Origin of the sequence: Bifidobacterium sp. ESL0732, assembly GCF_029395535.1 — a bacterium.
In the GTDB taxonomy this organism is placed as follows: Bacteria; Actinomycetota; Actinomycetes; order Actinomycetales; family Bifidobacteriaceae; genus Bifidobacterium.
In genome coordinates this window covers 2,123,095-2,148,439 of sequence record NZ_CP113920.1, presented here as the reverse complement: position 1 = coordinate 2,148,439, position 25,345 = coordinate 2,123,095, and the positions used below count along the sequence as shown (strand labels likewise).

Sequence of the window (25,345 nt, the reverse complement as noted above, 5' to 3'; positions counted from 1 at the left end):
GTATTGTTGGCTTATTGTAGCTCGTTGCTGGTTTTGAGTGTTTGGTTGTTCTTAGCTATTTTTTGGGCAGTCCAGTTCCATATGGCTTCGAACCAACGACCCTTATGCCGGTCAATGGTGAGTTTGAAAATTGCCGATTTAATGACATCAAGCAGGATACATACCACGCATATGAGCAGGACCACAGCTATTGGGTAGACGATGGCCATTATTCGGCTTTGGTAGTACGGTCCGTAGTCGAATACGCTTCTCCAGATCCAGTCTCGAATCGGGACGAATTCAGTGATGAGATAGATAGCGAAGACGTGCGAAGCAATCCAGTTGATGATTCGGCTTTGGAAGTGCATATGCGAAAAGAGAACGAACCATCCAAACGCTTGTACCAGGATGCCGAGGTTCATCATTTTAGGGAAGATAAAAACCGAAGGATTCTGCGAGAAAACGGTGTCTGCAGTCGCTTCCTGAATGCCGATGACCAAATAGCCGAAAGCGAGGCAAGCCAAGCCGATTCCGAGGGAAGGAAGCTGTTCGTGGTACCAACGTAGATAACAAACCAGTACCAAAAGGCACAGCATTTCCAAGAGATCGTCGTTGATCATAAGATTATTGAGCCCAGGAATATCGCCCATGATCGGGCCAATGAAGAAGATTATGCAAGCAAGAATGAAATGTTCTCGTTGGGTGAGCACCCCTAAAACCTTGACCAGCATGGGCAACATAAGAAGGATAATGACGTAAACGGTCGCATACCACCAGTGATTGGTAAGTAGCGGCAGGAACATTTCCAGAATGAGGGTTGTGTTGATCGGTGTAAGTCTGAAGATTATGCAGGCAATGCCTAAAACCAGGGACCAGAATAAAAGCGTTCGTTCGAGAATCCATGAGCGTTTTGCAGCACTATGCAGAGTGATTTGTCGGTGTGGTTTGCACAAAAACCAGATTGAAAGCGCGAAGAACAAATCGACGCCGACCCGCCCTTCGGTAGCGAGAAACGTCTGAATCAGCAGTCGTTTCCTGCTTAAAGGTTGGGCGTATAGGGGAAATTTATTGAAGAAAAAGAAGTGATGCATGATAATCATCACCATGGCGACGATACGCAGCAACTCTAGGTTCGACTGGCGAACTTGAAGCTTGCGACCTTCGTTTTCCTTCATTGACGCTCCCTGCGGTCTTATCTATACAATACCGAATACGATATTTTGATCAGTGTGAAAACACGTATTTGATTCTAATTGAAAAATATATGTCTTTATGAATTTAGCTCCCTGATTGTTTTGTTTTCATCGAGATTTTCGACCAAAGCAATTCGAACCAATGGCCTTTATTACGGTCAACGGTTAACCTGAAAATTGCCGATTTTGCTATATCAAATAAAATGCAGATTGCGCTTATGAGCAGGGTGACGGCAATAGGATAAAAAATGGAAGCCAGTCCATGATAATAGGGACCGTAATCGAATATGGTTCCCCACAGCCATTGTCTGATTGGTATGAATTCGGTGATCAGATAGATAGCGAAGACATGCGATGCGATCCAATTGACGAACCGACTGGAAAAGTGCAACTTTGAAAAAAGAATGAACCAGCCGAATGTTTCCAATAAAATACCCATGTCCATCATTTCGTAAATCTGAAATCCGAAATAGGCTTGGACTCCGATGATCAAGTATCCCATTGCCAAGCAAATCACGCCGATAAGAGGTTTGGCCGGTTCGCAATGATACCAGCGAATATACGTTACCAGGGTCAAAAGAGCCAAAAAGCTCAGTAATCCACTATTAAGTAGGTGATGTTCGAGTCCGGGTATCGTTGACATAACAGGGCCGATGAAAATGATGATGGCGCACAGAATCAAATGCTCTTGGCGTTTCAAACAGGCAAGACCTTTGACGACAAAAGGCATGAGCAAGAGGATGACGATATAGCAAGTCGCATATCCCCAGTCATTGCTCAAAGTCGGAAGAATCGTATTCAAGATCATATAGATATTTTTTGGCGCGATTTCGGCGACTATACACGCTATACCGAGGACGGCTGACCAGAAAAGCAGAGTACGTTCAAGAATCCAAGCTCGTTTTGACGTATCGTGAAAAGTGAGCTGACGCTTTGGCTTGCATAAAAACCAAATGGAGATTGCGAAAAATATGTCGACGCCAACTCTGCCTTGGCTGCCTAGGAAAGTTTTAAGGACGATTCTTTTGAGTCCCATCGGCTGCTGGTCGAGGGAAAACTTGTTGTAGTAGAAGAAGTGGCATAGGACAATCATCATCATTGAGAGGATGCGAAGCAACTCCAAGTTCGATTGACGCATCGTTTGCTTGGATTGTCCGGAATTACCTCGTTGTAAACCTTGCAATTCTTTCCTCTAATTTAATTGTTGTTTTCCCAATCAGATAATTGTCTATGCAAATCTAGACAACTTCAAAAGACAGCAGTATTACAGGTTCTGCCGCATCACGTTGAAAGCCTCTTCCGGGTCACCGTCGAAGATGACGTGGGAATGGGCGAGGACGATGCAGCGATGGCATAGTTCCTTGATTTGGCCTTCACTGTGGGAGACGATGACCATGGTCTGGCCTTGTTTCTGCTGTTCTTTGAGGCGCTCGATACACTTGTGCTGGAAGGCCTCGTCGCCGACGGCGAGGATTTCGTCGATTAGGAAGATGTCGGGATTGCTGTAGACGGCAACAGCGAACGCAAGGCGCAGGAACATACCTGAGGAGTAGAACTTCACTTCGGTGTCCATGAAAGGCTCGATTCCACTGAACGCCACAATGTCGTCATAGCGCTCATCGATCTGCTTTTCGGAAAGCCCTAAAATGGCTCCGTTGAGGTAGACATTTTCGCGTCCTGTGAGTTCTGAGGCGAAGCCTGCGCCAACCTCGATAAGGCCTGCGAGTCTACCGCGAATCAAAACATCTCCGCTGTCGGGCTGCATCACACCTGAAATCATCTTGAGCATGGTGGATTTGCCTGAGCCGTTGACGCCGATAAGGCCTACAGTTTCGCCCTTGTCGATAGTGAAGGAAATATCGTCAAGAGCATGGAATAACTGATCGTGATGTCGTCTTTTCTTTGGCGTGAAAAGCTTGATGATTGATTCCTTGATGGAGGAATTGGCTCGCAGTGAGAAGTGTTTCGAGACATGACTGACTTGGATGGCCACATCTTCTGGCAAAGTGAGTTTAGGATTTGTCTTTTTCTTCATATCAGATCTCCTGTGCGAAGCGACCTTCAAGATGTTTGAAGGTTAGCTCTCCGATGATGAGGAAAAGCAACGAAACGAGGAGACTTTCTCCGATTCGCATCGGCCAAGCGCCTGCAAATTGGAATGTCCTGTCAGTGGCTCCCCACCAGAAACCACGGTGGAAGGATTCCACGCAGATGGCGATGGGATTGGCATAGTAGAGTTCGAGAACCCACCATGGTACGTGGGCGGCGACCATCTGCCAAGTGTAGAAGCATGGAGCGGCCCAGACGGTAATCATGGCTACCAAATCCGTAATGTTTTCGGCATCACGATAGAAAACGTTTATGGAACCGAAAAGCAGGCCTAAGCCAAATGCGAATAAGCAAATTGAGACAAGCCCCGCGAAGGCAATGAGCAGGCCTTTGAGGTCTGGACGCCAGCCCATGAGCGCGGCACCGATAATAAGCACTACAAGCTGCGGAAAGAAATGGACGAATGCTACTCTCAGTGAGGCCAACGGGAACAGTTCACGTGGCAGGTAGATTTTCTGGATAAGTCCGGAATTGCCGAGAATCGAACGTGTACAATTGCCAAACGCTTCGGTGAAGAAGTTGGTGACGATGACACCGGCAAACAGGTAAACGGGGTAGACCTGAATGTTGCCGGCGCGTCCCATGCCCATAAACACGTCCATGGCCACATAGAAGACGATGAATTGAGTGAGTGGCTTAACGTATGTCCATGCCATGCCAAGCCAGGAACCGCGATAGCGAATCCTCACCTCTTTCTTGACCAGCAGGTCAAGAAGGTAAAGGTAGTGGGGCACATCCAACAGCCCCCTGCTTTTGCCTGGATGTGAGACGATTTCAGATTCTGCTGTCATCGTGACCTTTCCGATACCTTTGCCGTTTTATTCGATTTTACGAGCGAACAAATTAATTTTAAGCTCTGGCATAGAACTGTAGCGCAAGAGTCATGGTTGATTTGTGAAAAACCGAACTTCTTCTACAAACTTGAGTCACCTCATTACGTCTACGCTGATAGACTAAGGAACTATGTCAAAAAGAATTCTTGTAACTGGGGCCGGAGGCTATATCGGCCGCCATGTGGTGAAGGCACTCTTGGACGGTGGCCAGGAAGTTATCGCGGCTGACCGGCATCCTCGGGATATAGACCCACGCGCCAAGCAGGTGGCGATTGATCTTTTTGCTCCCGATGATGATTTGTTTGAAAAGCTGGGAAGTCCAGATGTCTGCCTACATATGGCTTGGCGTGATGGTTTCAAGCATAATTCCGATGCGCATATGGGTGATTTGTCGGGACATTACCGCTTTATCAAGCAGATGCTTGACAGCGGCTTGAAGCAGATTGCCGTCATGGGCACGATGCACGAGGTCGGCTACTGGGAAGGCGCGATCGACGAGAACACGCCTTGCAACCCCGCTTCCATGTATGGCATTGCCAAGAATGCGTTGCGTGCTGCGACTTTGCAACTGGCTGACGAGCATCATGCCATTGCTCAATGGATTCGTGCCTACTACATCGTCGGCGACGATTTGCGCGGAAGCTCGATTTTCTCGAAACTGCTTCAGGCAGCACAAGACGGTAAAAAGACCTTCCCGTTCACCATGGGCAAGAATAAATATGACTTTATTAACGTCGATGTGTTAGCTGAACAGATCGCAGCTGTAGTTTCGCAGGATAAGATTAACGGAATCATCAACTGCTGCAGTGGCGAACCTGTTTCGCTTGCCGATCGCGTTGAGCGCTATATCAAAGAAAACAATCTTGATATCACGCTTGAATACGGTGCTTTCCCTGATCGTCCGTATGATTCGCCTGCAGTGTGGGGCGACGACACCAAGATTCGCCAGATTATGGCCAAATAAATAATTTATATGTTATTGATAAAGGGTAGAACCTGCTGTACAAGTAGGTCCTACCCTTTATCAATATGACAACTATCTAGGTCGATATTTTTGTAGCTGGAGAATCGGTTTTCTTAAACATTCGCGCGACATACTGCTTGAATTTGGAATCAGCTTGATATAGCAATATTGACAAAATCATAATAACCACACAGTCTGCGAAGAAAAGCACGTAGGCTCCGGCCATATATTTTGCATATCTTGATGCCTTGACTATAGTAAAAATCTGCTCGATTACCACATGGTGGGTAAGGAAAATGGCATAAGAATATTTAGATATGGTGCCGATGAGAACTCTAATGGGCTGACATTCAAGTAGTGGTCCTATCCATGTCAGAACTAGGAAGAAAGCCACCCCTGTCAAGGTAACGGTCATGATGGGATTTGGAATGGGGTTGAAAATCTGCTGAAGAACAAGAAGAACGATTGAGATAATTCCTGTCAGTGTGTTCGTCTTGTCGAAATATTTTACGAAATACATACCAAAAAGAAGTTCCGGCAGGCGAGATGTCGGTAACAATTCAAGTGGAAGAATACGGAAAGTTGGCTTCAAGATTATTGTCGCGAAATACAGCGCAAGAACAATCGCAGCTGTAACGACGGGGTGCTTTTTCACCCCATAACGAAGTAATGGGAAAAGCAGATAAAAAATGATGATGAATCCGATGAACCATTCCCCGGTTGTCGCAAATGTAATATAACCAGCAGCGGCAGCATAACTGTCCACTCCGAAAAATGAGAGGATAATCGTCCAAAGTGGTGCTTTTACTGAAGGCACGCCGCCATTTTTAATGTAAAGAAAAGTATTGGCGAAAAGGAAGGCAAGCCAAAACATTGGAAAAATAGACTTGAAACGCTTCCAATAGAATTCCTTAAGATTGAGATGCTCTGCATCCCCGTAGGTGTACATGAGTGCGGCACCAGAAATGATTAGGAATTGCGACACACCTAAATCGCCAAGAAAAATGTGAAAGGGTGAGTTGACGAAAATCGGGTGTTTCAGCAATTCCGGAGTATTAAAGTGCGTAATCAGTATGAAAACAACAGAAATTGCTCTTACCCAATCAAGGTAAAAGAGGCGAGGCTTGCGTGAAGGTTCCTTCTTCCGCGCTACTTCTTTCGTCAAGATTTATTCTTCCTTATCATTCCGCTATGAGTTGACTTGTTTTTTGCGTGCTTTGACGATTTGCGGTCCGATGATTGGCGTGCGTTTAATGAGATTCTTAATGACACGCAACAAGCTTTTGCGGAAGCGCTTGCCGTCCTCGACCGCCCCCTTGGTTTCCTCTAGATTCTTCTTCATCCAAGGGTCGGACACCGCGCGGGTAAGCTCTCGCATACCGAATGCAAGGTTCGTGATTTCGATACGTGCAAACCTGTCGGAGAAGATATAGGCTGGGAAATACCCGTTGGATTGGGGAACGTAACAGTACGAACGTTCAATGTAATGCAGAAGCGTATTGTCGATTTTATTAGGCTCAGGGGGGAAGTCCTCGTACTTCCAGTTTCGGTCGAGCAAGCCGCGCATCGCTTCCGGCCTGAACCAGAACATGGTGCCAAGCGGTGCGACCGCTTCTTTTTTGACATCAAGAGGAACATGAATGCCGAGTGTCTTTTCAAGGAATTTTTTCGTTCCTTTATAATTAGGGCCCCAAGTGAACGTGAAATTGGGGAAATAGTCACCGTGATTCGGAGGTGAAGGCATGGCAATGCCTAAGCGTGGGTTGTCTTCAAACAGTTTGATGACATTCTCCACGTATTCCTTAGTGGGCAGCATGTTTTCAAAGCATTTGTAGCGGAATCCGTCACCGACTGATTGCGGCGAAACCTGAGTCACTTTCTTGTCGTGCATGAAGCAGACATAATCGTAGTTAAAAAGATCCTTGCCGCCACCAATAAGCAAGGCGCTGACATCGCGTCCGCGATTCTGGATGACGCGTATATCGATGTTATAAGGCAGATTGTTTTTATCGCAATAATCCTGAACGATTTTAGCGTTTTCTTTACTGCCGACGGTGAGAATGAGGTCGCTGCCTTCAGGCATTGAACGAGCGTATTGCATGGTCTGATCGAGGAGATCCATATAATAAAGGTGCATGACAAGAGCAATTTTTTTACCCTCGGGAAGCTTTGCTCCTTCATTTTGTGACAGAACGTAATCCAGATGCAGATTCTTCATCAGATCCGCCAAATTCATGCTTCGCAACGCATTTTGCCAGATTAGATCGGTGTCATAATCGGTGTGGTCGCGCAGATATTCGAAGAGATCCAGGGCAGGGTTGCCAACAGATTGGGAGATGACGTCGCCATACCATTGAAAGAACGAGCGTCGTTTGATAATCGGGCAACGCTTCTCTTCCACCAGCTGCTTTGCTGCGAAAGTAATGGGCCCATACGAAAAGCCCTCAAGGTCATCAGTGTTGACGTAGACATCCCACTTGAAGCCTTTATCCGCAAAGCGCTTAGTGAAGAGGGATTCGTGGTAACCGACCGAGTCGTAGTAGTTTTTGATTTCCGGCAGATTGTCCCAATAGTCGCGGAACGCTTTGCTAGTGTGCAGGCTCTTACGATAGGCATGGAAATGCGACTGAATGTGTTCGGGCAGATAGTCGAACGGGCTACGACCGAAGGGATCCTCTTCGACACGGTGGAATTTGGTGATTCCCCAGAAATCGAGGTCCCGCTTGTCCATTGCTTCAAACATTTCAGAGAATGGATAAATGGGACCCATAATGGTGGCGTTGAAGAGCACTATTTCGTCAAATTTTGCGAGTTTATCCCAGCCGTAAGAATCCATTGCCGTTTTATAAGCCCAAGCGTCATATCCTTTGTTGACACGTACAATGAGCTTGGTACTATCCACAAATTTAAGCAGTTTCACGCGGCTTTCGTTGGTAAGTTTGCCGTTAACAACCACGGTGAAATCGGAGAAGAACGGTGTAAGACCTTCGAGGAGAGTCGAAATGTAATCGTCAACGACGCCATCTTCATCGTAAAAGAAAAAGATGCCGAGACGATTCACGCTAGTTTCAGACAATTTCATAAGACTTTGCTGCTCCTCATAGGCATATTCACAACGATGACTTAACTTTACACGTAACCCAGAAAATTTTGCTTTTTAGGCAGTCAGAGCCTTATCGAACAAGTTGAATCTGGAATTTGCCAGCGGTAGGGCTATAGTTAGATTGTTTATTCCACAGTACCTACAGGATTGGAAGGAAACCTTTTGAATCGTGCACAACTGATCAAAGTCCTGCATAAAGATAAGTTCCGCACAGGTGTGGCGCTATTCGTTTGTTGGCTAACGACTTTTGCGATTTCCTTCCTTGTTCTTCGAGCCCCTGGCGACGATGCCAAATATGCCCGTGAACTACGCCGGATGAATGGCTTCCAATGGGTGATTATGCGCTACAAGACTTGGTCAGGGCGTGTGTTCTCTGAAGCCTCGGCAGCTTTTACAGTTCCATTCCCACAGACAGTCTGGCGCTTTTTCAATGCCTTATTTCTTACCTTGCTGGTTTATAGCATCGTTCGAATAGCGTTTCACAAAGTTCAGGCTAGTTCTGTTCTGTTTGTTTACGCATCATATTGGCTTCTCGCGCCGACGATATTGCTCAATTCAAGTTTCTGGCTTGCTGGGTCGGTTGTCTATCTATGGCCGTCCTCTTTGGCGGTTTTCAGTGGTATTCTTTTGTCTGATGCGGTACGTGGCCAGAACACAAAATATAAATTCCTTTATGTGATAGCTGCATTCTTGGGCTCGATGGGGGTTGAACAGATTGGTCCGTGTGTCGTCGCTTTTTCTGTGATTGCCTTGATATACATATATGTCAAACATCATAAGGTAAACGTCGGAGTCGCTGCTAATGCTTGTGCTTCGATTGTCGGATTAGTTATCGAAATCGTATGCCCTGGATCTAAGTTGAGGTCCGTCAATGAGACTAAGCACTGGTATCCTGACTTCGATCAGCTTTCTGTAATGACGAAAATCAATAAGGGTGTTGTCTGGCAATACGGCGAGGTTGCCAATTATTTGTTCGGCCTGATTGCTTTTATGACTATTGCAGCGGTTATTTCTATCGTTGCTTTCAAGCGTGATGAGTATGCTGTTGCCCTACAAAACGATTCCTCATTGAACGAGCAGCACATCTTGCAGCCTCTTGACTATGGCCTGATGGGGATTATCACTGGACAGCTCATCCTTCTGGTCTCGGAACCCAAGATGCAGCTCTGGACGTCTCTTTTCATATTCAAAGTTCACAGCCCGGACGAACCCGTTGCTGACTGGCTTTTCCCGTATGTATTCTGGACTGTTTTCGTAGTCTGCCTTGTTGCTCTTTTGATGAGGTTCCTGGAGCAGAAGTATGTGGTTCTCTTTTTGGTGTTGGCCTCAATTTGTGCCGGCATGGTTATGTATTTCTCTCCGACGATTTATGCAACCGGTGCCCGTAGTATGTTTGTTACTGCTGTGTTAATCATCATTATATTAGCGATGATCCAAAGTAAGTTCAGGAATAAGGTTGTCTATATCGCTATCTTTATTCCCGCGATTCTTAATATAATTAGCTTTATTACGAGGATTGTAAGAGTTGGTTATCAGCTTTATATCTTCGGCTAGGATAAACGCCTAACCGATTGAGTCTGATATTTGGGGGCTATTCTGCAAGGTTGGGTATATCAAAAGAAGCAAGCTCGTTGACAGGCAAATTAGATTAACACAAGACAGGATTGGTAACGGCACACTCGCACCAAAGAGGTATGTGCCGTATGCTGCTGATGCTGTTAGTTCTAATACAAACGCGATAATCGAGAATTTCGGGCGCATTATCGCGACGATAACGACTAATATCTCTGCCAGATAGCCATAACGTTCGTGCATATCCGGCAAAAAAAACACAGTGGTTAGTACAAGTACAAAAGCCATAACAATATTGGTTTGTGAATCGGTATCGAGGTGCAATAACCCGAAAATGAGTAGTGCGAGTATAGCAATTCCTGCAAGTGCAATCGCAAGCAAACTCGAAGAACTATAGAAATCTGATTGTTGTGGTGAAGCAATGAGCGGCCAAAAAGAAGGATAATTCAGAGACATTGCCTTATATGTAGAAACTTGATTGAAGTAAATAGTAATGATTTCTATAGGATTTCTACCTACGAGTAAGGCAGGTATTGACAATACAATCATGGGAATTATTGCCAACAGTAGATATAAAAATTGCTTAAAATTAGAGTTTTGCAATATTTTGTAGATAAAGTAGGGCAGGATAAAGACTGTTTGTAGTTTGAAAGCAAATGCTAAGCCCAGGAACAATGAGGAAGGTATTAACTTGTTTTTTTCGGCATAAGTAATTGCTAAGATGCAGAATGAAGCATAAATTGCGTCGCATTGCCCCCAAATAGATGAGTTCCAAATCGTTGTTGGCAAGAGGAGAATGATTGCATAACCCAAAACTGGAGTTGAGATGAATAAATCTTTTGAAGGCACGAAGGTCCTGATAAGAAAAGCGACGCTTGCGGCAAGTACAAAGTCAAATAAAATCGAGACACTTTTGTACATCTTTACTGGGTTAAAAGGCAAATATGAAAGCAGAGCGATGATTGTTTGATAAGGAATTCCATAATCTCCGATTTGGTGTTTAAGCGATAACAGTCCTCCACCATTTTGTATTTTTTGAAACCAAGGAATCAAAAATACTTTCATATCCGCCGTGATGAAGCTCAATCCGTGAAGTCGCACGACTAGGGCGATCAATGTGAAGAAAACAATTTGAAGAACCGGTAGTTTCGCGATTTTTAAGAGCTTTTTTGTCTGCATTTTGTTTCCCGTGCTGCGAATTTCTTGATGGAATATAGTCAGATTGTTTTTTCGATAATATATCGCGGCCGTTGCTTGACTTCCAAGTAGATGCGGCCGATGTATTCTCCGACGATGCCAAGCGCGGTGAGGATGAGTCCGCCGATGATCCATAACGAGCACATGATTGAGGCCCATCCGGATTGGGCGTGGCCGGTGCAAAGAGAAATAATGGTGTAAATCAACATAATGATGCCGACTATGACGGATAGTCCTCCGACCGCAGTGATGGCGCTAAGCGGCTTGACGGAAAACGAAGTGACGCCATCGATGGCAAAGGAAACCATCTTGCGCAATGGGTATTTTGATTTGCCGGCAACTCGTTCGGAACGCTTGTAATAAACCTTTGCTGTTTTAAAACCAAGTGAGGGCACAATACCGCGAAGGAAAAGATTGACTTCGGAATACTGTGACAAAGCGTCCAATGCGGCGCTGCTCATCAGTCGATAATCAGCATGGTCGGGAATGGTCTCGGTACCCATCCAGTGCATGAGGTGATAGAAAGCATGTGCGGAGCCACGTTTGAACATGGTGTCGGTGTCGCGGTTGTCTCGTACGCCATAGACGATTTCGGCACCCTTTTGGTATTCCTCAATCATCTTATCGATGGCGTTGGGATCGTCTTGCAAATCAGCATCCATGGAAACGGCTACGTCCGCTTTTAAGACTCGTGCCTGCATAAGACCTGCGTACAAAGCATTTTGGTGGCCTCGGTTATGAGAGAATTTCACGCCGTGGAAAAGCTCAGGCTCTTGGTCATGAAGTGCGGTAATCTCCTGCCAGGTTTTATCGGTGGAACCATCGTCAACAAGTATGATAAAGCTGTTCGCATCGATTGCTTGTTCTTTTTTTAATGTTTTGAGTTTATCGCGCACTACTTTTGAGGTTTGTTTGAGGGCATCCTCTTCGTTGTAACAAGGGATGACCAGCGCCAAAAGTGGCGAAGGCCTCAGCGAGATAACAGCTTTCGAATCATCTTTTAAATTGGATGAGGTGTTGTCCAAATCATTGCTGAGGCTCTTAGGTTTCCCTTGTCTAGTCATGTATCCAGCTTATACCGTGGTGTGTCAAAAATGAAAGAAGGATTGGATTCTGTTTCGCCTCCTAAGTTTGGTTTGTTTTCGTTTATATCGTATAGGTCATTGCTTCATTTGATTCAGGTTCATAGCCAGTTTTAAAAAAATCTGCATCGCTGCCAAAATTTAGAATACAAGAAATCGCTTTACGGCTATGACTAAGAATAAAGACTGGATATGAAGAATCCGAACTCATCAAGTCAATTTCGACAAGATGAATATGACATTAGTTTATGTGCAATAATTTGGGGTATAACGGCAAGAATCAGAAACGTTGGTGAGAAAAGATGCGTATAGCAGCGGGAATGGTGACGTTTAACCCCTCTTTGGACGATTTGCGGGCCAGCGTGCCTGCGCTGCTGAAACAGGTCGAGGCGCTCATTGTCGTTGACAACGGGTCGGGCAACGTGGAAGATATCGCAAGTTTTGTGGCCGGGTATCCGCAAGTCACGCTGCTGCGTAACGGGAAGAACCTCGGTGTTGCTGCGGCATTGAATCGCATTTTTGAGTGTGCTGAAAAGGCCGGGTTCGACTGGGTGCTCACGCTGGACGATGATTCTGAGATTCCCGATGGGATGATTGATGGATACCGACGTTGTTTGAAAGATCGGCAAGACCGGGAAGAAGGTTCAGCCAAGGTCGGCATCGTTTGCCCCTTGCTCGTAAATCGCAAGGACGGCACCGTTTTTCATAGCAAACGCAATGAAAATGAATGTATTACGTCTGGTAGCCTGACCAATGTCGTCGCATGGCGCGAGATTGGCGGGTTTGACGATTGGCTGTTTATCGACGGGGTGGATTTCGATTTCTCGCGTCGTCTGGTGGCTGCGGGGTATCCGATTGTCGAGTGCAAGGCCGTGGTCATGCCGCATCAAATCGGTGAAAGCCGGACTGTCAACCTCGGCTTCAAGCATCCGATCGCATGGAATCACGCGCCGTTCCGCTGGTACTATATCGAGCGCAACGCTTTGTATATCGATAAAAAACTGGGCACGTATTCTTGGCTTCATTCCGTGGCGAGGATTGCCCAGGACATGCTTATCGTCTTGCTTTTCGAACGTGACAAAGGCAAGAAAATCGGCGCAATGCTGCGAGGCTGGCACGCCGGCAAGTGCAAGATTCGTCAGATGAATGCTTCCAAGAACGGCGTCAACAAGAATAAGTATGGTCTGCAATAAAAGAAGGACCGGCTTAGTTTTCTCACCTCATGTTCTTGATTTCGCGGTCGTAGACGAACTTTTCGGCCAGGCGAATGGTGCGGAGTGTTGCGCATTCGAAGCGCTGTAACGGACTGAGCTGCTGCAGAACTTTTGTGGTTTGTTCGTTGTCGCTTTGGGCGATATGCAATGTCTGTGAGATTTTCTTTTCTGAAGATGAGACTGCGGATTTATTGCTGGCTCCGTTCGCATTAGTGGTGTCATTTTCCGTCGATTCCAGTTTGGCAGCTTGTTGCTCATATTTGTTATTACTTACCAGCGTGTAATAGCTACGTGCCGGGAGCACGTGCGCTTCGCGGCAGATGTCCATGTTCTTGAGCGACGCGGCGACGTGGTCGTGGTAGAACGAGGCGCTACGCATGTTGTGGGTCACCGAATCCGGGCGTTGCAGCCAGTTGTAGAGGTTGACATCGATGTCGGCCACTTTGTCCATCCGCGCATAGAGCTTACAGGCGGTGGCGGTGTCCTGCGCGTAGACGCCCTCGGGGAAGCGGATGCCGTCCCAAAGCTCGCGGCGGTAGAGGCGGCACCAATTGGCCTCGTTGAAGTATTTCGTTTCGGTGGCGCGGCCCAGTGCCGTGCCGAGAAGTCGCAGCGATTTGCAGAATACTGTCTGATAAGCGTGAAGTGGATGCGAGAAAACCGTAATCTTGCCGGGGACGGAAGCACCTTTTTTGGCTTCGGCGGCGACCTCGTCAAGCTGCGAAACTCCGAATTGATGCCAACGCGCCTTGCTCATGTCAGCTCCAGTGGAGACGAGCGCATGCAGCAGCAGCTCGATGTTGCGTCGGTCGAGGATATCGTCGTTGTCCGAAAATGCGATGTACTCGCCGTTCGCCGCGTCAAGCCCGGCATTCTGCGCCTTGCCGATACCGCCGTTGGCTTGGTGAATCACTTTGACCCGTTGGTCCGCGCCCGCATATTCGTCGCAGAGCTCGCTCGATCCGTCCGTAGAGCCGTCGTCGATGAGGATGATTTCAAGGTTCCGGTGGCTCTGCCCCAAAATCGAATCCACGCAATAATGCAGGTAATCGGCCGCGTTGTATACAGGCACAATGATGGAAACGAGCGGTTCTGCGGTATTGGTCATGCTCTCAAGTGTAGATACTGGTAACGAATCCCGATGGGGTGTGGTGAAAAACTTGAACACAGTTTTACCATTTTCAGGATTTGGCATGCTTTTGTTAATATGCTGTATTAGCTGTTCGGCTCAAGCAACGAATACAGCTAATGCTTAAGTAGACGGCTCCATAGCACCACATCAGAGTTGAAATAAAATTCACAAGGGTTAACGGTAAGTTGTTAGGGAATAGGCGCAAGAGATAAGCCGATGCAATAAATCCGGCAGTGCCCGTGCCTGCTAGGGCCCCTGACCATGTCGCTATTCTAGGGTGTTTTGGGTTGTGCGTTTTTCGGATTGCTCGCATGTGGTCAAATGCAGAATCTTCAGATTTGATTGCAAAGGCTCCTACTGTATCGATGATAGGTGAAAAGTAATATTCGAAAGTAAAGCTAATTTGATTGCGAACCCACAATTTCTGAATGCATATGCATGCCATTATTCCGATGAGGAATATGCCCATGCCAGCAAAAAAAATTGCGAAAGGTACCCAATTCTTTGTTTTCGGGTGGCAAGGGACAAGAAAGAAGATTAGTGAGGAGACAAGCAGCGTGGCGGTTCCACAGAAGAGTGCGTAAATGCAAAAGGCGTATAGCTTTTGCGGTTTGAACAATTTTTCGATTGCTGGATCTTTCGAATACAAACGGTCTTTTACGTATTCGCTGAATTGTTTTCGTAGTTGCTGTTTTTCTAGTTTTTCTTGTAATGGACGTTTGCGTCTGGACAGTACTTCAGCGTCACCGGGCAGAGTCAAAGTCGTGTTGAGCTCATCAAGCATCTTGATTCTTTCGTTCAGTCCTTTTGTGCTATTTGGCAAGGAAAGATTGATTCCTGATGATTTGAGGAAATCTGTAATCTGAGGAATAATTCTCCGTGCTAAATAAATTAGGATGAACAGCACCAAAAGTATGAAGTTCACGGGCTTAGGTAGGGATTTGATAAAATTCCAGATCGTCTGTAGAGATTCCATGAGAAGACTCCTTTGGTCATAAGAAAGCTGTTTCCAGCATACAACTATTGGGACAATTATCCTATAAATGAAAATTTTTTTTTAAAATTAGTCATATATTGTTGATAATGTTTTTTTGTTGAAAGATAAAAGGACGGTGTTATGAAAAAGCGCGATGTATTGAATCTTATACGGTACTATACCGAGCACAATGATGCTGCGTTCCGTAATGAGGCATACGGTATCGCAAAAGATTTTGATCGTTCCGGCGACACGGAATTAGCTGAATATGTGCTTGCTTTGCTCTCTGATAACAACACTTTTGTCCCACAATCATCGCAAGCTGTCCATTCTGAATTTTTGCATAAGGAACTTGTCTCTCAGCCTTCTTTACCTTTGCCAGAACAAATCATGAAAGACCTTCAGGGTGTGCTCAATGCTATTGGCCATAATGCTGGTGTTAACAGATTTCTTTTCTACGGTCCCGCTGGTACGGGTAAGACGGAAAGCGTCAAGCAGCTTTCCGCGATATTGCGGCGTGAACTATATACAGTCGATTTCAGTGTGCTGATTGACAGTAAGTTAGGGCAAACTTCTAAGAATATCGCGAATCTGTTTGCTGAAATGAACAGTTTTACTCATCCCGAACAGGTTGTGGTGTTATTTGACGAGATCGATGCGCTTGCAATGGATCGCATTGATTCGCATGACGTACGGGAAATGGGGCGAGCGACCTCAGCTTTATTGAAAGGTTTGGATTCATTATCTGACGGTAGACTGGTCTTATTCGCGACGACGAATCTTTTTGATCGTTTTGACAAAGCGCTGGTGCGTCGTTTTGATGCCATGGTTAATTTTGGGAAATATTCTCAGAAAGATTTGGCTGAAGTAGCAAGTTCGTTGATGAATGGATATGCGGAGCAATTTTCGTTCGTGAATAGGGATATGCGTTTATTCAATAAGGTTATCGGACTTATGGAGAAAATTCCGTATCCTGGAGAGCTCAAAAACATGATTCGCTCCTCGATTGCCTTTAGCTCGCCAGGAGATGGGAGCGATTACCTTCGAAGGCTCTATGTTGCTGCGATACCGGATGGTGAACGTAAAATCAAGGACATATCGTTGCTTGACGCTCAAGGCTTCACTCTAAGGGAGATTGAGATTCTTAGTGGTGTTTCGAAGAGCACAGCCTCTCGCGAACTGAAAGGAAAGTCTCATGAATAATGTGCTACAGCTCAAAGGTGAGCTTCAGTCGAAACAGGCTCCTAAAAACAGGGGATCTGTGACGCTACCTGCAGGATCCAAAGTTACGAAGCAGGAAGTGGCTACACTTCGAAATAATCTAATTAAGGTTATTGATTTCTGGAAAAATGAGAAGCGGGTAGCGATCAATGCCTTGATCGAAGTTCATTACAATACTGTAATTGCGAAAAGCAATCGAATTCGTAGACTTCTGGCAGAGAATGGAACTGATGCCAGCAACACTATTGTTGGTGCCAGGTTTGAAGATGCGAATACGCAGTACCCCAAACATGTAATTACTCATTATGTTTCACGTGCAACTCTGCAGAAAACCAGCAATGAGCTATTGCAATGTGCACAAATTCTAGATGGTATGGGTGGTTCAATTGATGGCGATGGTCTAAAGCAAGTCGTTAATCCCAAGAATGCCTTTCCACTTGGGCGTAAATTTAATCTTGGGAAAACAGTATTTGCGCAAATTATACGTGATGTGCATTATGTCCGTTGTTTTTCCGTGCCTCAAGGAGAGTATGAGGGTGATGATCAATACTCAGAAGAGAAAGAAAACAAAAATTCTAGGCTGATAACTTTTTACGATATAAAGCAAGACGTTCGTGACCTTTTAAAGCAGTTGGGTATTGATGTCTTAAAGGCTGAAATGATTGATCGAATTACCGTACGGTTGAATGTTGATCAATATCATCGGCTTATGAGTGAAGCGCCGTATTTAGTTGCGATGAAGATGCCGGATATGTCGCAACTTATTTATGAGCCTCATGGAGAGGGGAGTAGGGATACTCGACGCATTCCCAATCCCGGCAGTGAGCCAATCATTGGTGTTATCGATTTTGGCTTTGATTCTAGTGTCTACTTCTCGGACTGGGTGGACTATCACGATGAGGTAGATCCAGAGATTCGCGCAGACCACGAGTCGATTAAAGACTTTGCCCACGGTACTGAGGTGACGTCTCTTATTGTGGATGGGCCATCTCTGAACCCTGAATTGGATGATGGTTGTGGAAGGTTCCGCGTGTGTCATTTTGCTGTGGCGGTAGACGGCAAGAACAGTATTTTCACTATGTATCGGAAGATTCAGTCGATTGTTGAAAACAACCAGAATATTAAAGTATGGAATCTTAGTTTGGGTTCAGAAGATCCTGTTTTTTCGAACGCCATCTCTTCCGTTGCTTCGTTGCTTGATGAATTACAGCACAAATACGATGTGTTATTTGTTGTTGCTGGGACGAACAAAAAACGCGACGAAAAAGAGATGGTGAAGCGTATAGGTTCTCCCGCGGATTCAATTAATTCAGTCGTTGTCAATGCGGTTACTAAGCTTGGCCAGCCAGCGTCCTATACCCGTGTAGGGCCTGTACTCTCATTCTTTAGGAAACCCGATATCGCTTATTTTGGCGGAGACGATGAGGAGCCGATGTGGGTTTACGGTCCTAATGGGATTACGCCGGAAGGTGGTACTTCGTTTGCTGCTCCGTGGATTGCTCGTAAACTAGCATATTTGATTGGAATAATGGGATTGACTAGAGAGACGGCAAAAGCTCTGCTCATTGACGCAGCTGCAGGGTGGCAGTCAAGTGGCAAGGATGGTAAGAAAATTGGCTATGGTATTGTACCGAGGCGGATTGAGGACATCCTAAGGACGCCTGATGATGAAATCCGTTTCTTGCTTCGCGGTAGCGTAGATGATTACGAAACGTATAATTATCGGATTCCAGTTCCCACGAACAAAAATAAGTATCAATACACTGCCCGGGCAACTTTGTGCTATTTCCCTGAATGTAAGCGTTCGCAAGGGGTTGATTATACGGATACCGAGCTAGATTTCTATTTTGGGCGAATGGATGGCAAGGGTGTACGTTCACTTGAGAAAAATGAACAAGACTCAGAGGAAGCCTTCACATATGAGGGTGATGCTCGAAAGTTAAATCGGAAGTGGGATAACGTCAAACATTTATCAGATGTTCCCAAAAGTATATTTGTTCCCAGAAGTACCTTTGGACAACGATTTTGGGGTTTCAAAATCCGTAAGATTGAACGAAGTGACGTACAAAAAGGGAAAGGTCTTCATTTCAGTGTAGTAGTTACGCTCCGTGAGATGAGGGGAAAAAATTATATCGATCAATTTAAACAACGTTGTCAAGCAAGCGGTTGGGACTTTACAGAACTTGATATGAAGAGAATGATTGATATATATCAGGCTGGTGACGTTGATATCGATTTTGCTGAAGACGTTAAAGGTGATGTTGATGGCTAGCTTTTAATAATGAAGTCACTATGGCTTCGTATAAGTAATATATCTCCATATTATTTTTATGGTCTTCTCATTACCTTCACGTTTGTTTGCGCACAGTTCACAAATCGATTTCTAGACTCGAGAATCGGTAGGCAATCAATGCTGATATAGATGACGGTAACGAATTGCAATAAACGATTGGCAAATAACATATTGTATTGCGTTTGTTCGCATGATACCAAGTCCGCTTTGGGCTTGATATTGCGATTTAGCGTTGCTGAAATCTGTTGAGGTATTGATGGCCGTTGAGACGTACGAAAGGCGATGGCTCAAGATGGTGCACATGGGATACGGCGAGACCTGGGCGAAGGTCATTCTCATGGGCGAACATTCCGTGGTTTACGGGTATCCTGCGGTCGCCGCGCCTCTGCTTTCGTTGAAAATGCGAGCTTGGGTTACGCCGGTTGCGCCGGTGCGTGCATCGCGTACCGTGATCAGTGATTTCCTTCATTCCGAAGATTCTTCTCAGGCATCTCTTGGCACCCTTAAGGCCTTGAATTATCAAGGCTCGCTTTCCGATGCCGGAAGCCGCTTCGGCGGGCTGGAACGTGCGGTGAAGGTAGCCACGGAATTCGCCGGTTACCCGGGCCTGGCCTTCGATGTGGTTACCGATAGCTCATTTCCTGCAGGCCGTGGCATGGGTTCGTCGGCCGCCAGCGCAGGTGCTGTGATTCGCGCGATTCTCGACGCCTGCGATGTTAAGACGAGCGAACAGCAAATTCTGAAACTCACCAACGAAGCCGAAGTGATCACGCACGGCAACCCGTCCGGCCTTGACGCGGCAACGACGTGCTCACGTGATTTGGTGGCGTTCGAATCCGGCGATATCGAGAAAATGCGCGTCGATATGCCGGCCTATCTGATCATCGCGGATTCCGGCATCGCCGGCAGCACGCGCGAGGCCGTTGGTAACGTCCACAAAGAGGACGAGCAGGATCACGCGCGCTTTAAGTCCATCATGGACGAGCTGGGCGAGCTGGCCCGCGCTTCCGAAACCGATCTCGAGCTGGGCACGGTGCGTATGCTCGGCGAGCGCATGAACCGTGCGCACGGATTGCTCAACGAGCTCAACATCAGCCATCCTTTGGTCAATCATTTGGTCGCGGCAGCGCGCGCGGCCGGGGCTATCGGTGCGAAAATGACCGGTGGCGGCCTGGGCGGCTGCCTGATTGCGTTGGCTGCCGATGCACAAACTGCCAAAGACGTCAAGCGCGCGTTGCTGCACGAGGGCGCTCGCGAGGTCTGGATTCACCCGTTGTTTGAGCCTTCCGAGTCGTTGGCTGCACAAGACTCGGCTTTGTCCGGGCAAGGCGCAAACGAGAAGTCCGTTGACGGCAATGAAGTCGTGAGTCGTTACGGCAGTAAGTCTTTCATAGCTGCGCAGTAAAGGTGTGCAGTAAAATCTTTGGTAAAAAATACCTAGTAAAAACTTGCGCGAGATAGTGGATTATTGCGAATTTGGCAATATCGATTTTTAACGATAACGAGTCATCAGAAAATCCTGAATTCTGCGGGTTTGGTAGATAGTCTCGTATTTGCATAGTCCCGGCCGCGCAAGCGGAATAGACTCGTGGGTTGTGAAGGTCAGTGTGTCAGATAGAACGGAAACGCGGGAGCTGCAGGAGCAGACGCGTTCTGTTTCGCATAGCAAAACGATGAAGCAGACTGGGGCGAAGAAGGCCACGGCCGTCGCCAACGCCAATATCGCTCTGATCAAATATTGGGGCAAAGCCGACGAAAACCTGATTATTCCCCGCGCTTCGAGCCTTTCGCTGACCCTTGACGGTCTTTCCACACGCACCACGGTTGAATTCGGGGAGACGGACACGGCGTCACTTTTAGCGAATACGTCATTTCCCATCTCATCAAGTGCCGCTTTTACGACTTCTAAGCCAAATTCGGATCAGTCTCTGCCTCCATTTTCAAGCTCGACAGCAGGTATGGCGGTGGCTTTGGAATCTGGTTTGGGCAAATCGGCTGGGTTGCCGATTCAGGATTCCCTGACCATCGACGGCAAGAGGCAGCAGGGCCCAGCGTTGGCCCGTGTCTCGAAATTCCTTGATATTGTGCGCGCTAAGGCGGGTATTAGTCTGCCGGCGCGCGTTATTTCTGCCAACACCGTACCTTTCGGAGCCGGTCTGGCGAGCTCCGCGTCGGCGTTTGCGGCGCTCGCAGCTTCGGCTTCCAAGGCTGCCGGACTTGATCTGAGCCCGCGTGACCTGTCCCGTTTGGCACGTCGCGGCTCGGGCTCGGCCTGCCGTTCTATTTTCGGCGGACTGGTGAAATGGAACGCAGGCCACGACGATGAAAGCTCATATGCAGAGCCGGTGGATTCCGGCAATATGAATCTTGCCATTATCGTTGTGCTGATTTCCGGCAAAAAGAAGCCGATTTCCAGCCGTGAAGCCATGCGTCGCACTATCGCTACTTCGCCGCTTTACCAAGCATGGATTGACTCCTGCGGGCAGGATCTGGATGATGCGCTCGCTGCGATTCGTGAGGGTGATGTCGAGCGTTTGGGTGAGATTACCGAGGCCAACGCGCTCGGCATGCATGCGGCGATGATGGCCTCGCGTCCGGCTGTGTTCTATTGGTTGCCGCAGACGATTGCGGCGCTGAATGCCGTGGCAGCCATCCGCGAGACCGGCTTGGGAGCTTGGTCGACGATGGATGCCGGCCCGAATGTCAAAGTGCTCACTGACGGACGCGATGCCGAACGTGTTGCTGACGAGCTGCGCAACCGTCTGCCGAGCTGTGAGATTGCGGTTCATAGGCCGGGTGCCGGCGTACGTTTCGAAGCGTAGTCATTACGTATCAAGTTGAAATTATTCATAAGTACTGAAAGATATTACGAAAATTTCGGTATCGTAAGACACTGAGATAGTTAACGAGACCATCAAAATAAAGCCATTCTGTTCTCGCTGACATTTTTGATTTGATCCCATCTCATTCTGAGCCTTCTATGCGAGGAATCAGTGGCAATTATGCATTCTTGCAGACGCTTGGCAGGCGTGAGTAGTTAAATAGACTCTTGTGAAAAAGCTTATTGAACAACTCGTGAAATTCGGTATTGTTGGTGTCATCGCGGCCGTCATCGATTTCGGCGTGCTGAATCTTCTGGTGGCCGCCTTCCATATGAACAACGTCGTGGCGAGTACGATTTCGTTCCTGGTTTCGTTGGCGTTCAATTACTGGGCGAGTATGAAATATGTGTTCAAGCGCCGCGCCGATATGGCCCGCTGGATGGAAGGCTCGATTTTCCTGGCGGCAGCAGTGGTCGGGCTTGGCATCAATGACTTGATTATCTGGATGAGTACCTTGGGAATGGTTGCCAATGCCGCTATCGTGCAGCACGGGATGTACATCCTACGCACCAATATCGGCAAGATTGTGGCTACCGTCGTGGTGGCCATTTGGAACTTCGTCATCCGAAAGTGGCTGCTTGACGACCATTCTGCAGAGAAAGGCAAGTCGGCTGGCTCTGCGTCTGCCGCCGCGTCTTCGCCTTCCGCCCCCGAGCGCAAGACTTTCGCCCAAAAGCTCGGCGAGTGGTCGATAGCCCACACTCCCAAGGGCTGGCAGTAGATAGTTTTTTAAAGTAATTTTTAATCAATGGTAAATGGTCTCGGCTTCCCTCTTTTATCGGGAAAGTTCGAGGCCATTTACCATTCCAACTTTTTGTAGTTCATATTATTTGGCTATTTATCGTTCAATCGATGTCATACCTCACGCCTTACACCTCACACCTCGACCTGCGTGAGTATTGGGGTTTCGGTGCTTTGCTTGATCTGCTTGAAGCCGGTGAATGAAAGCACGAGCGAGGCTATCGCCAAAATGGTGACAACGAGGAAGCCCCCATGAGAGCCCATCTGGTCGATGAAAACGCCGGCGATGGCCGAACCTGCGGAACCGCCGATGGAGTTCATCGCGCTGGTCCAGGCCATGCCTTCGGTGAAGCGGGTCGGCGGCACGAGATGCAGCATCAGCTGGTTGCCGTTGATCCACGTCGGGGCTTGGCAGACGCCGATGATGAGGTAGATGATCATGATGGTCCAGATATTGTGGGCGAACATGAACGAGCCGATTCCAAGGTCCACCACGAGAAGGCAGAAGTAGAAACGCTTCCACAGCGGAATCGTCCAGTTTTTCGCGCCGTAGAAAATCGCGCCGATCATCGAGGAGAGCGAGAAGCACCCGAAAACAAAGCCCGTGTATTGTTGCATATTCTGTTCGGCGGCAAACGAGATGATGGAAATCGACGCGGCCGACTGGAAGGCGCCAAGGCCGAACCAGGTGACGCACATGGCGATCAGACCTGGCCCCCAAATGGATTGGCCGCTTTTCAGCAAGCCGGATCTTCTTTCGGCGGCTTCATCACGTCCGCGCATTTTGGCGGCCTTCAGAGCCTCGCGCTCGCGGTATTCCTTTCGCGTAATACCGGCTTTTCGGGCAAGGTCGGTCTGCGACGGCGGTTCCGTGGAGAGTTCGGTCAGGAACATCAACGCACCGACGATCACGCACATGCCGGTCACGGAGAAAGCGAGTACGCCCGAAATCACGGCCAAGGTCGAGGACAGCGGATTGCCGATGACCCACATCGCCTCGTCGAAAACGCCGGAAAGCGAAAGTGCCCGTTCAGTGCGTACTCGGTCGCCGTGTAGCAGATACGTCCAGCGGCTGCGAGACATCGCGCCCCACGGCGGGATTGCGGACATGAACGGCACGAGAACGAAAAGAATCCAAGCGGGAACTCGTGCGGTGATGCACGAAACCAGCGCTGTGGCCGCGATGACCCAAACAATGATCGTGGGGATCGAGACCTGTCGTTGCCCGAACTTGTCAACCAACTTGCCGAGCACCGGGCTCATAATCGCCAATGCAATGGCCTGCACAGCGCTCAACGCTCCGGCGAGCGTGTAATTGCCGTAATAATGCTGCACCGAAATGGTAATGGTCATGCCGACCATCGGAAACGGCATACATGCGATGACCGAGCCGATGGCGAAGCGCGCGGTGTGCGGCATGCGCAGGAGTTCGGCATAGCCTCCGAAGAGGCGGTGGGAAGCATCTTTGATGCCGGAGATGGGTATAAAGCGCATGGCTTTGAGGACTCCTTTCAAGGTGTGTGGGAAAGTGTTATGTTTGGTGCGCAGGCAGAGAAAAACCACCGGCTTGCGATTGAGCGTATGAATTCGTTCGCATAAACCGATTTGTGGAATTAAATGAAGATTTGATGTAATCGCATTTTCTTATTCTCAGCGTTGCTACTTTACTGGTTATGTATCCCAAATACACGCTGAATTGCGCGGTGAACGAAGAGCAAAACGTAAATCTTTTGCAAACGTATTCATTAGCAATTCAGATACACATAACCGGGTGCGCGCGACGCCGCGAATATTGCCATTTTTCAGTTATCTTGGCGCACCAAGTTGGGCAATAATCGGTGATTGGACCTTCATTCTTCATTATTCGGGTATCTTGGCGCGCCAAGTACACGGAAAATTGATGATTATGCTTGAATTCTTCAAATTTTGGCGGACTTGGCGCGCCAAGAGGATAAAAATGCCCGGATTGTGACCGGATGGCCGGGCAAATCGTTATAGTCATGAGGCGGGCAGACGCGCTGGTATTTTAAAAGTAACCAAGCAATCGGAGTCAATGAAAGGCAGTTCATGTCGTCAACCGACCAACAGACCACGTTGCATTTCGTTCGTCATGGCAAGGTCGAGAACCCGAATCACCTGCTTTACGAGCGTCTTCCCGGCTTCCACCTTTCCGCGTTGGGCTTGCGGATGGCACAAGCGAGTGGGCGTTATATCGCGGCGGATGCACAAATGAACCAGGCAGTGGCGATCTATTCCTCGCCGCTGGACCGCACGTGCGAAACAGCGCAGGCGATTCTGGACGCGCTTAACCCAGTTCGAGTCTCGCACGGGGAAACGGAGCTTTCCATCGAAACCGACCCTCGGCTCATCGAGGCGGGCAACGAATTTCGTGGCTTGCGCGTCGGCTACGGCAAAGCCGCACTGTGGCGTCCGCGAAGTCTCAAGCTGCTGTGCAATCTCTGGCGGCCGAGCTGGGGGGAAAGCTATCAGCACATCGCCGCGCGAGTTGGCGATTTCGCGCAGGAGGTCGTTCGCAACCATCCCGGAGCGCAGGTCATCATCGTCAGTCACGAATCGCCGATTTGGAGCTATCGACATATGCTGGAAACCGGTCATCCAGAGCACAACATGCTGCTGCGTCACACCGCGCTCGCCTCAATCACCTCGATCACCTACGACAGCGCCACCGGCAAGATGTTGCGTATCGCCTATGTCGACCCTGCCAAGGACGTGAAGTAACCATAGAAAAGCCGGAAGCCAAACGGTTTCTGGTTTGTGCATGTCTTTATGGTTGCGATTCGCAAGTAAGACGCAACGCGACGCGACAAAGTCCATTCTGGCCGTGAACTCTTCG

General features: G+C 47.9%; 20 protein-coding genes. 9 read left to right on the top strand and 11 right to left on the bottom strand.

The features are described 5' to 3' along the window. Positions 1–11: 11 nt before the first annotated feature. The 4 genes from OZX70_RS08205 to OZX70_RS08190 form a co-directional block, all read right to left on the bottom strand. Positions 12–1,154: an acyltransferase gene (locus tag OZX70_RS08205; RefSeq protein ID WP_277180642.1), complete on the bottom strand. Its 1,143-nt coding sequence runs from the start codon at positions 1,152–1,154 to the stop codon at positions 12–14. Between the two features lie 103 nt (positions 1,155–1,257). Further along, positions 1,258–2,310, bottom strand: a complete 1,053-nt coding sequence (locus OZX70_RS08200) for an acyltransferase family protein (RefSeq protein WP_277180640.1) — start codon at positions 2,308–2,310, stop codon at positions 1,258–1,260. Positions 2,311–2,436: 126 nt separating this feature from the next. After that, complete coding sequence (locus tag OZX70_RS08195) at positions 2,437–3,207, bottom strand: ABC transporter ATP-binding protein (protein ID WP_277180638.1); 771 nt, start codon at positions 3,205–3,207, stop codon at positions 2,437–2,439. Between the two features lies 1 nt (position 3,208). Then, the gene (locus OZX70_RS08190) at positions 3,209–4,072 is read right to left on the bottom strand and encodes an ABC transporter permease (RefSeq protein ID WP_277180636.1); all 864 of its coding nucleotides are present in this window, start codon (positions 4,070–4,072) and stop codon (positions 3,209–3,211) included. A gap of 172 nt (positions 4,073–4,244) precedes the next feature. Here OZX70_RS08190 and OZX70_RS08185 point away from each other — a divergent pair, with 172 nt between their 5' ends. Then, positions 4,245–5,078: an NAD-dependent epimerase/dehydratase family protein gene (locus OZX70_RS08185; protein WP_277180634.1), complete on the top strand. Its 834-nt coding sequence runs from the start codon at positions 4,245–4,247 to the stop codon at positions 5,076–5,078. A gap of 76 nt (positions 5,079–5,154) precedes the next feature. Here OZX70_RS08185 and OZX70_RS08180 read toward each other — a convergent pair whose 3' ends face one another. Together OZX70_RS08180 and OZX70_RS08175 are read right to left on the bottom strand one after the other, a co-directional pair. After that, positions 5,155–6,243, bottom strand: coding sequence for an acyltransferase (locus OZX70_RS08180; protein ID WP_277180632.1), 1,089 nt, complete (start codon positions 6,241–6,243; stop codon positions 5,155–5,157). Between the two features lie 24 nt (positions 6,244–6,267). After that, complete coding sequence (locus OZX70_RS08175) at positions 6,268–8,160, bottom strand: rhamnan synthesis F family protein (RefSeq protein ID WP_277180630.1); 1,893 nt, start codon at positions 8,158–8,160, stop codon at positions 6,268–6,270. Positions 8,161–8,343: 183 nt separating this feature from the next. On the opposite strand from OZX70_RS08175, the gene OZX70_RS08170 reads away from it, so the two are divergent. Beyond that, on the top strand, positions 8,344–9,735 hold the full coding sequence (locus OZX70_RS08170; RefSeq protein WP_277180628.1) for a DUF6056 family protein: 1,392 nt from the start codon (positions 8,344–8,346) through the stop codon (positions 9,733–9,735). A 9-nt stretch (positions 9,736–9,744) separates the two neighbouring features. Here the strand turns inward: OZX70_RS08170 and OZX70_RS08165 are convergent, their stop codons facing one another. Further along, complete coding sequence (locus OZX70_RS08165; RefSeq protein ID WP_277180626.1) at positions 9,745–10,932, bottom strand: glycosyltransferase 87 family protein; 1,188 nt, start codon at positions 10,930–10,932, stop codon at positions 9,745–9,747. Positions 10,933–10,970: 38 nt separating this feature from the next. After that, positions 10,971–11,930, bottom strand: coding sequence for a glycosyltransferase family 2 protein (locus OZX70_RS08160; protein ID WP_277182182.1), 960 nt, complete (start codon positions 11,928–11,930; stop codon positions 10,971–10,973). A 422-nt stretch (positions 11,931–12,352) separates the two neighbouring features. Here OZX70_RS08160 and OZX70_RS08155 point away from each other — a divergent pair, with 422 nt between their 5' ends. Then, on the top strand, positions 12,353–13,225 hold the full coding sequence (locus tag OZX70_RS08155) for a glycosyltransferase family 2 protein (RefSeq protein ID WP_348519432.1): 873 nt from the start codon (positions 12,353–12,355) through the stop codon (positions 13,223–13,225). Between the two features lie 22 nt (positions 13,226–13,247). On the opposite strand, the gene OZX70_RS08150 is transcribed toward OZX70_RS08155, so the two are convergent. After that, positions 13,248–14,354, bottom strand: coding sequence for a glycosyltransferase (locus tag OZX70_RS08150; protein WP_277180622.1), 1,107 nt, complete (start codon positions 14,352–14,354; stop codon positions 13,248–13,250). 94 nt (positions 14,355–14,448) lie between these two features. Then, complete coding sequence (locus OZX70_RS08145) at positions 14,449–15,354, bottom strand: hypothetical protein (RefSeq protein WP_277180619.1); 906 nt, start codon at positions 15,352–15,354, stop codon at positions 14,449–14,451. Between the two features lie 141 nt (positions 15,355–15,495). Here OZX70_RS08145 and OZX70_RS08140 point away from each other — a divergent pair, with 141 nt between their 5' ends. From OZX70_RS08140 to OZX70_RS08120, 5 genes are all read left to right on the top strand, one after another. Then, on the top strand, positions 15,496–16,557 hold the full coding sequence (locus tag OZX70_RS08140) for an ATP-binding protein (RefSeq protein WP_277180617.1): 1,062 nt from the start codon (positions 15,496–15,498) through the stop codon (positions 16,555–16,557). Beyond that, positions 16,550–18,847, top strand: coding sequence for a S8 family peptidase (locus OZX70_RS08135; protein WP_277180615.1), 2,298 nt, complete (start codon positions 16,550–16,552; stop codon positions 18,845–18,847). Before OZX70_RS08140 ends, OZX70_RS08135 begins: the two co-directional genes overlap by 8 nt. A gap of 313 nt (positions 18,848–19,160) precedes the next feature. Next, complete coding sequence (gene mvk / locus OZX70_RS08130) at positions 19,161–20,273, top strand: mevalonate kinase (protein WP_277180612.1); 1,113 nt, start codon at positions 19,161–19,163, stop codon at positions 20,271–20,273. Positions 20,274–20,541: 268 nt separating this feature from the next. Further along, positions 20,542–21,690, top strand: a complete 1,149-nt coding sequence (gene mvaD, locus OZX70_RS08125; protein ID WP_277182181.1) for a diphosphomevalonate decarboxylase — start codon at positions 20,542–20,544, stop codon at positions 21,688–21,690. 229 nt (positions 21,691–21,919) lie between these two features. Continuing rightward, positions 21,920–22,471: a GtrA family protein gene (locus OZX70_RS08120; protein WP_277180610.1), complete on the top strand. Its 552-nt coding sequence runs from the start codon at positions 21,920–21,922 to the stop codon at positions 22,469–22,471. Between the two features lie 155 nt (positions 22,472–22,626). On the opposite strand, the gene OZX70_RS08115 is transcribed toward OZX70_RS08120, so the two are convergent. Further along, entirely contained in the window at positions 22,627–23,985 is a 1,359-nt protein-coding gene (locus tag OZX70_RS08115) for an MFS transporter (protein WP_277180608.1), read from the bottom strand. Positions 23,986–24,558: 573 nt separating this feature from the next. On the opposite strand from OZX70_RS08115, the gene OZX70_RS08110 reads away from it, so the two are divergent. Beyond that, a complete protein-coding gene (locus OZX70_RS08110; protein WP_277180606.1) occupies positions 24,559–25,230 on the top strand; it encodes a histidine phosphatase family protein in 672 nt (223 codons plus the stop codon). Positions 25,231–25,345: the final 115 nt, after the last annotated feature.

Coding starts and splice junctions, on each gene's coding strand:
- OZX70_RS08205 (WP_277180642.1), bottom strand. CDS start 1,154: ATGAAGGAAAACGAAGGTCGCAAGCTTCAAGTTCGCCAGTCGAACCTA.
- OZX70_RS08200 (WP_277180640.1), bottom strand. CDS start 2,310: ATGCGTCAATCGAACTTGGAGTTGCTTCGCATCCTCTCAATGATGATG.
- OZX70_RS08195 (WP_277180638.1), bottom strand. CDS start 3,207: ATGAAGAAAAAGACAAATCCTAAACTCACTTTGCCAGAAGATGTGGCC.
- OZX70_RS08190 (WP_277180636.1), bottom strand. CDS start 4,072: ATGACAGCAGAATCTGAAATCGTCTCACATCCAGGCAAAAGCAGGGGG.
- OZX70_RS08185 (WP_277180634.1), top strand. CDS start 4,245: ATGTCAAAAAGAATTCTTGTAACTGGGGCCGGAGGCTATATCGGCCGC.
- OZX70_RS08175 (WP_277180630.1), bottom strand. CDS start 8,160: ATGAAATTGTCTGAAACTAGCGTGAATCGTCTCGGCATCTTTTTCTTT.
- OZX70_RS08165 (WP_277180626.1), bottom strand. CDS start 10,932: ATGCAGACAAAAAAGCTCTTAAAAATCGCGAAACTACCGGTTCTTCAA.
- OZX70_RS08155 (WP_348519432.1), top strand. CDS start 12,353: ATGGTGACGTTTAACCCCTCTTTGGACGATTTGCGGGCCAGCGTGCCT.
- OZX70_RS08150 (WP_277180622.1), bottom strand. CDS start 14,354: ATGACCAATACCGCAGAACCGCTCGTTTCCATCATTGTGCCTGTATAC.
- OZX70_RS08145 (WP_277180619.1), bottom strand. CDS start 15,354: ATGGAATCTCTACAGACGATCTGGAATTTTATCAAATCCCTACCTAAG.
- OZX70_RS08140 (WP_277180617.1), top strand. CDS start 15,496: ATGAAAAAGCGCGATGTATTGAATCTTATACGGTACTATACCGAGCAC.
- OZX70_RS08135 (WP_277180615.1), top strand. CDS start 16,550: ATGAATAATGTGCTACAGCTCAAAGGTGAGCTTCAGTCGAAACAGGCT.
- mvk (WP_277180612.1), top strand. CDS start 19,161: ATGGTGCACATGGGATACGGCGAGACCTGGGCGAAGGTCATTCTCATG.
- mvaD (WP_277182181.1), top strand. CDS start 20,542: ATGAAGCAGACTGGGGCGAAGAAGGCCACGGCCGTCGCCAACGCCAAT.
- OZX70_RS08115 (WP_277180608.1), bottom strand. CDS start 23,985: ATGCGCTTTATACCCATCTCCGGCATCAAAGATGCTTCCCACCGCCTC.
- OZX70_RS08110 (WP_277180606.1), top strand. CDS start 24,559: ATGTCGTCAACCGACCAACAGACCACGTTGCATTTCGTTCGTCATGGC.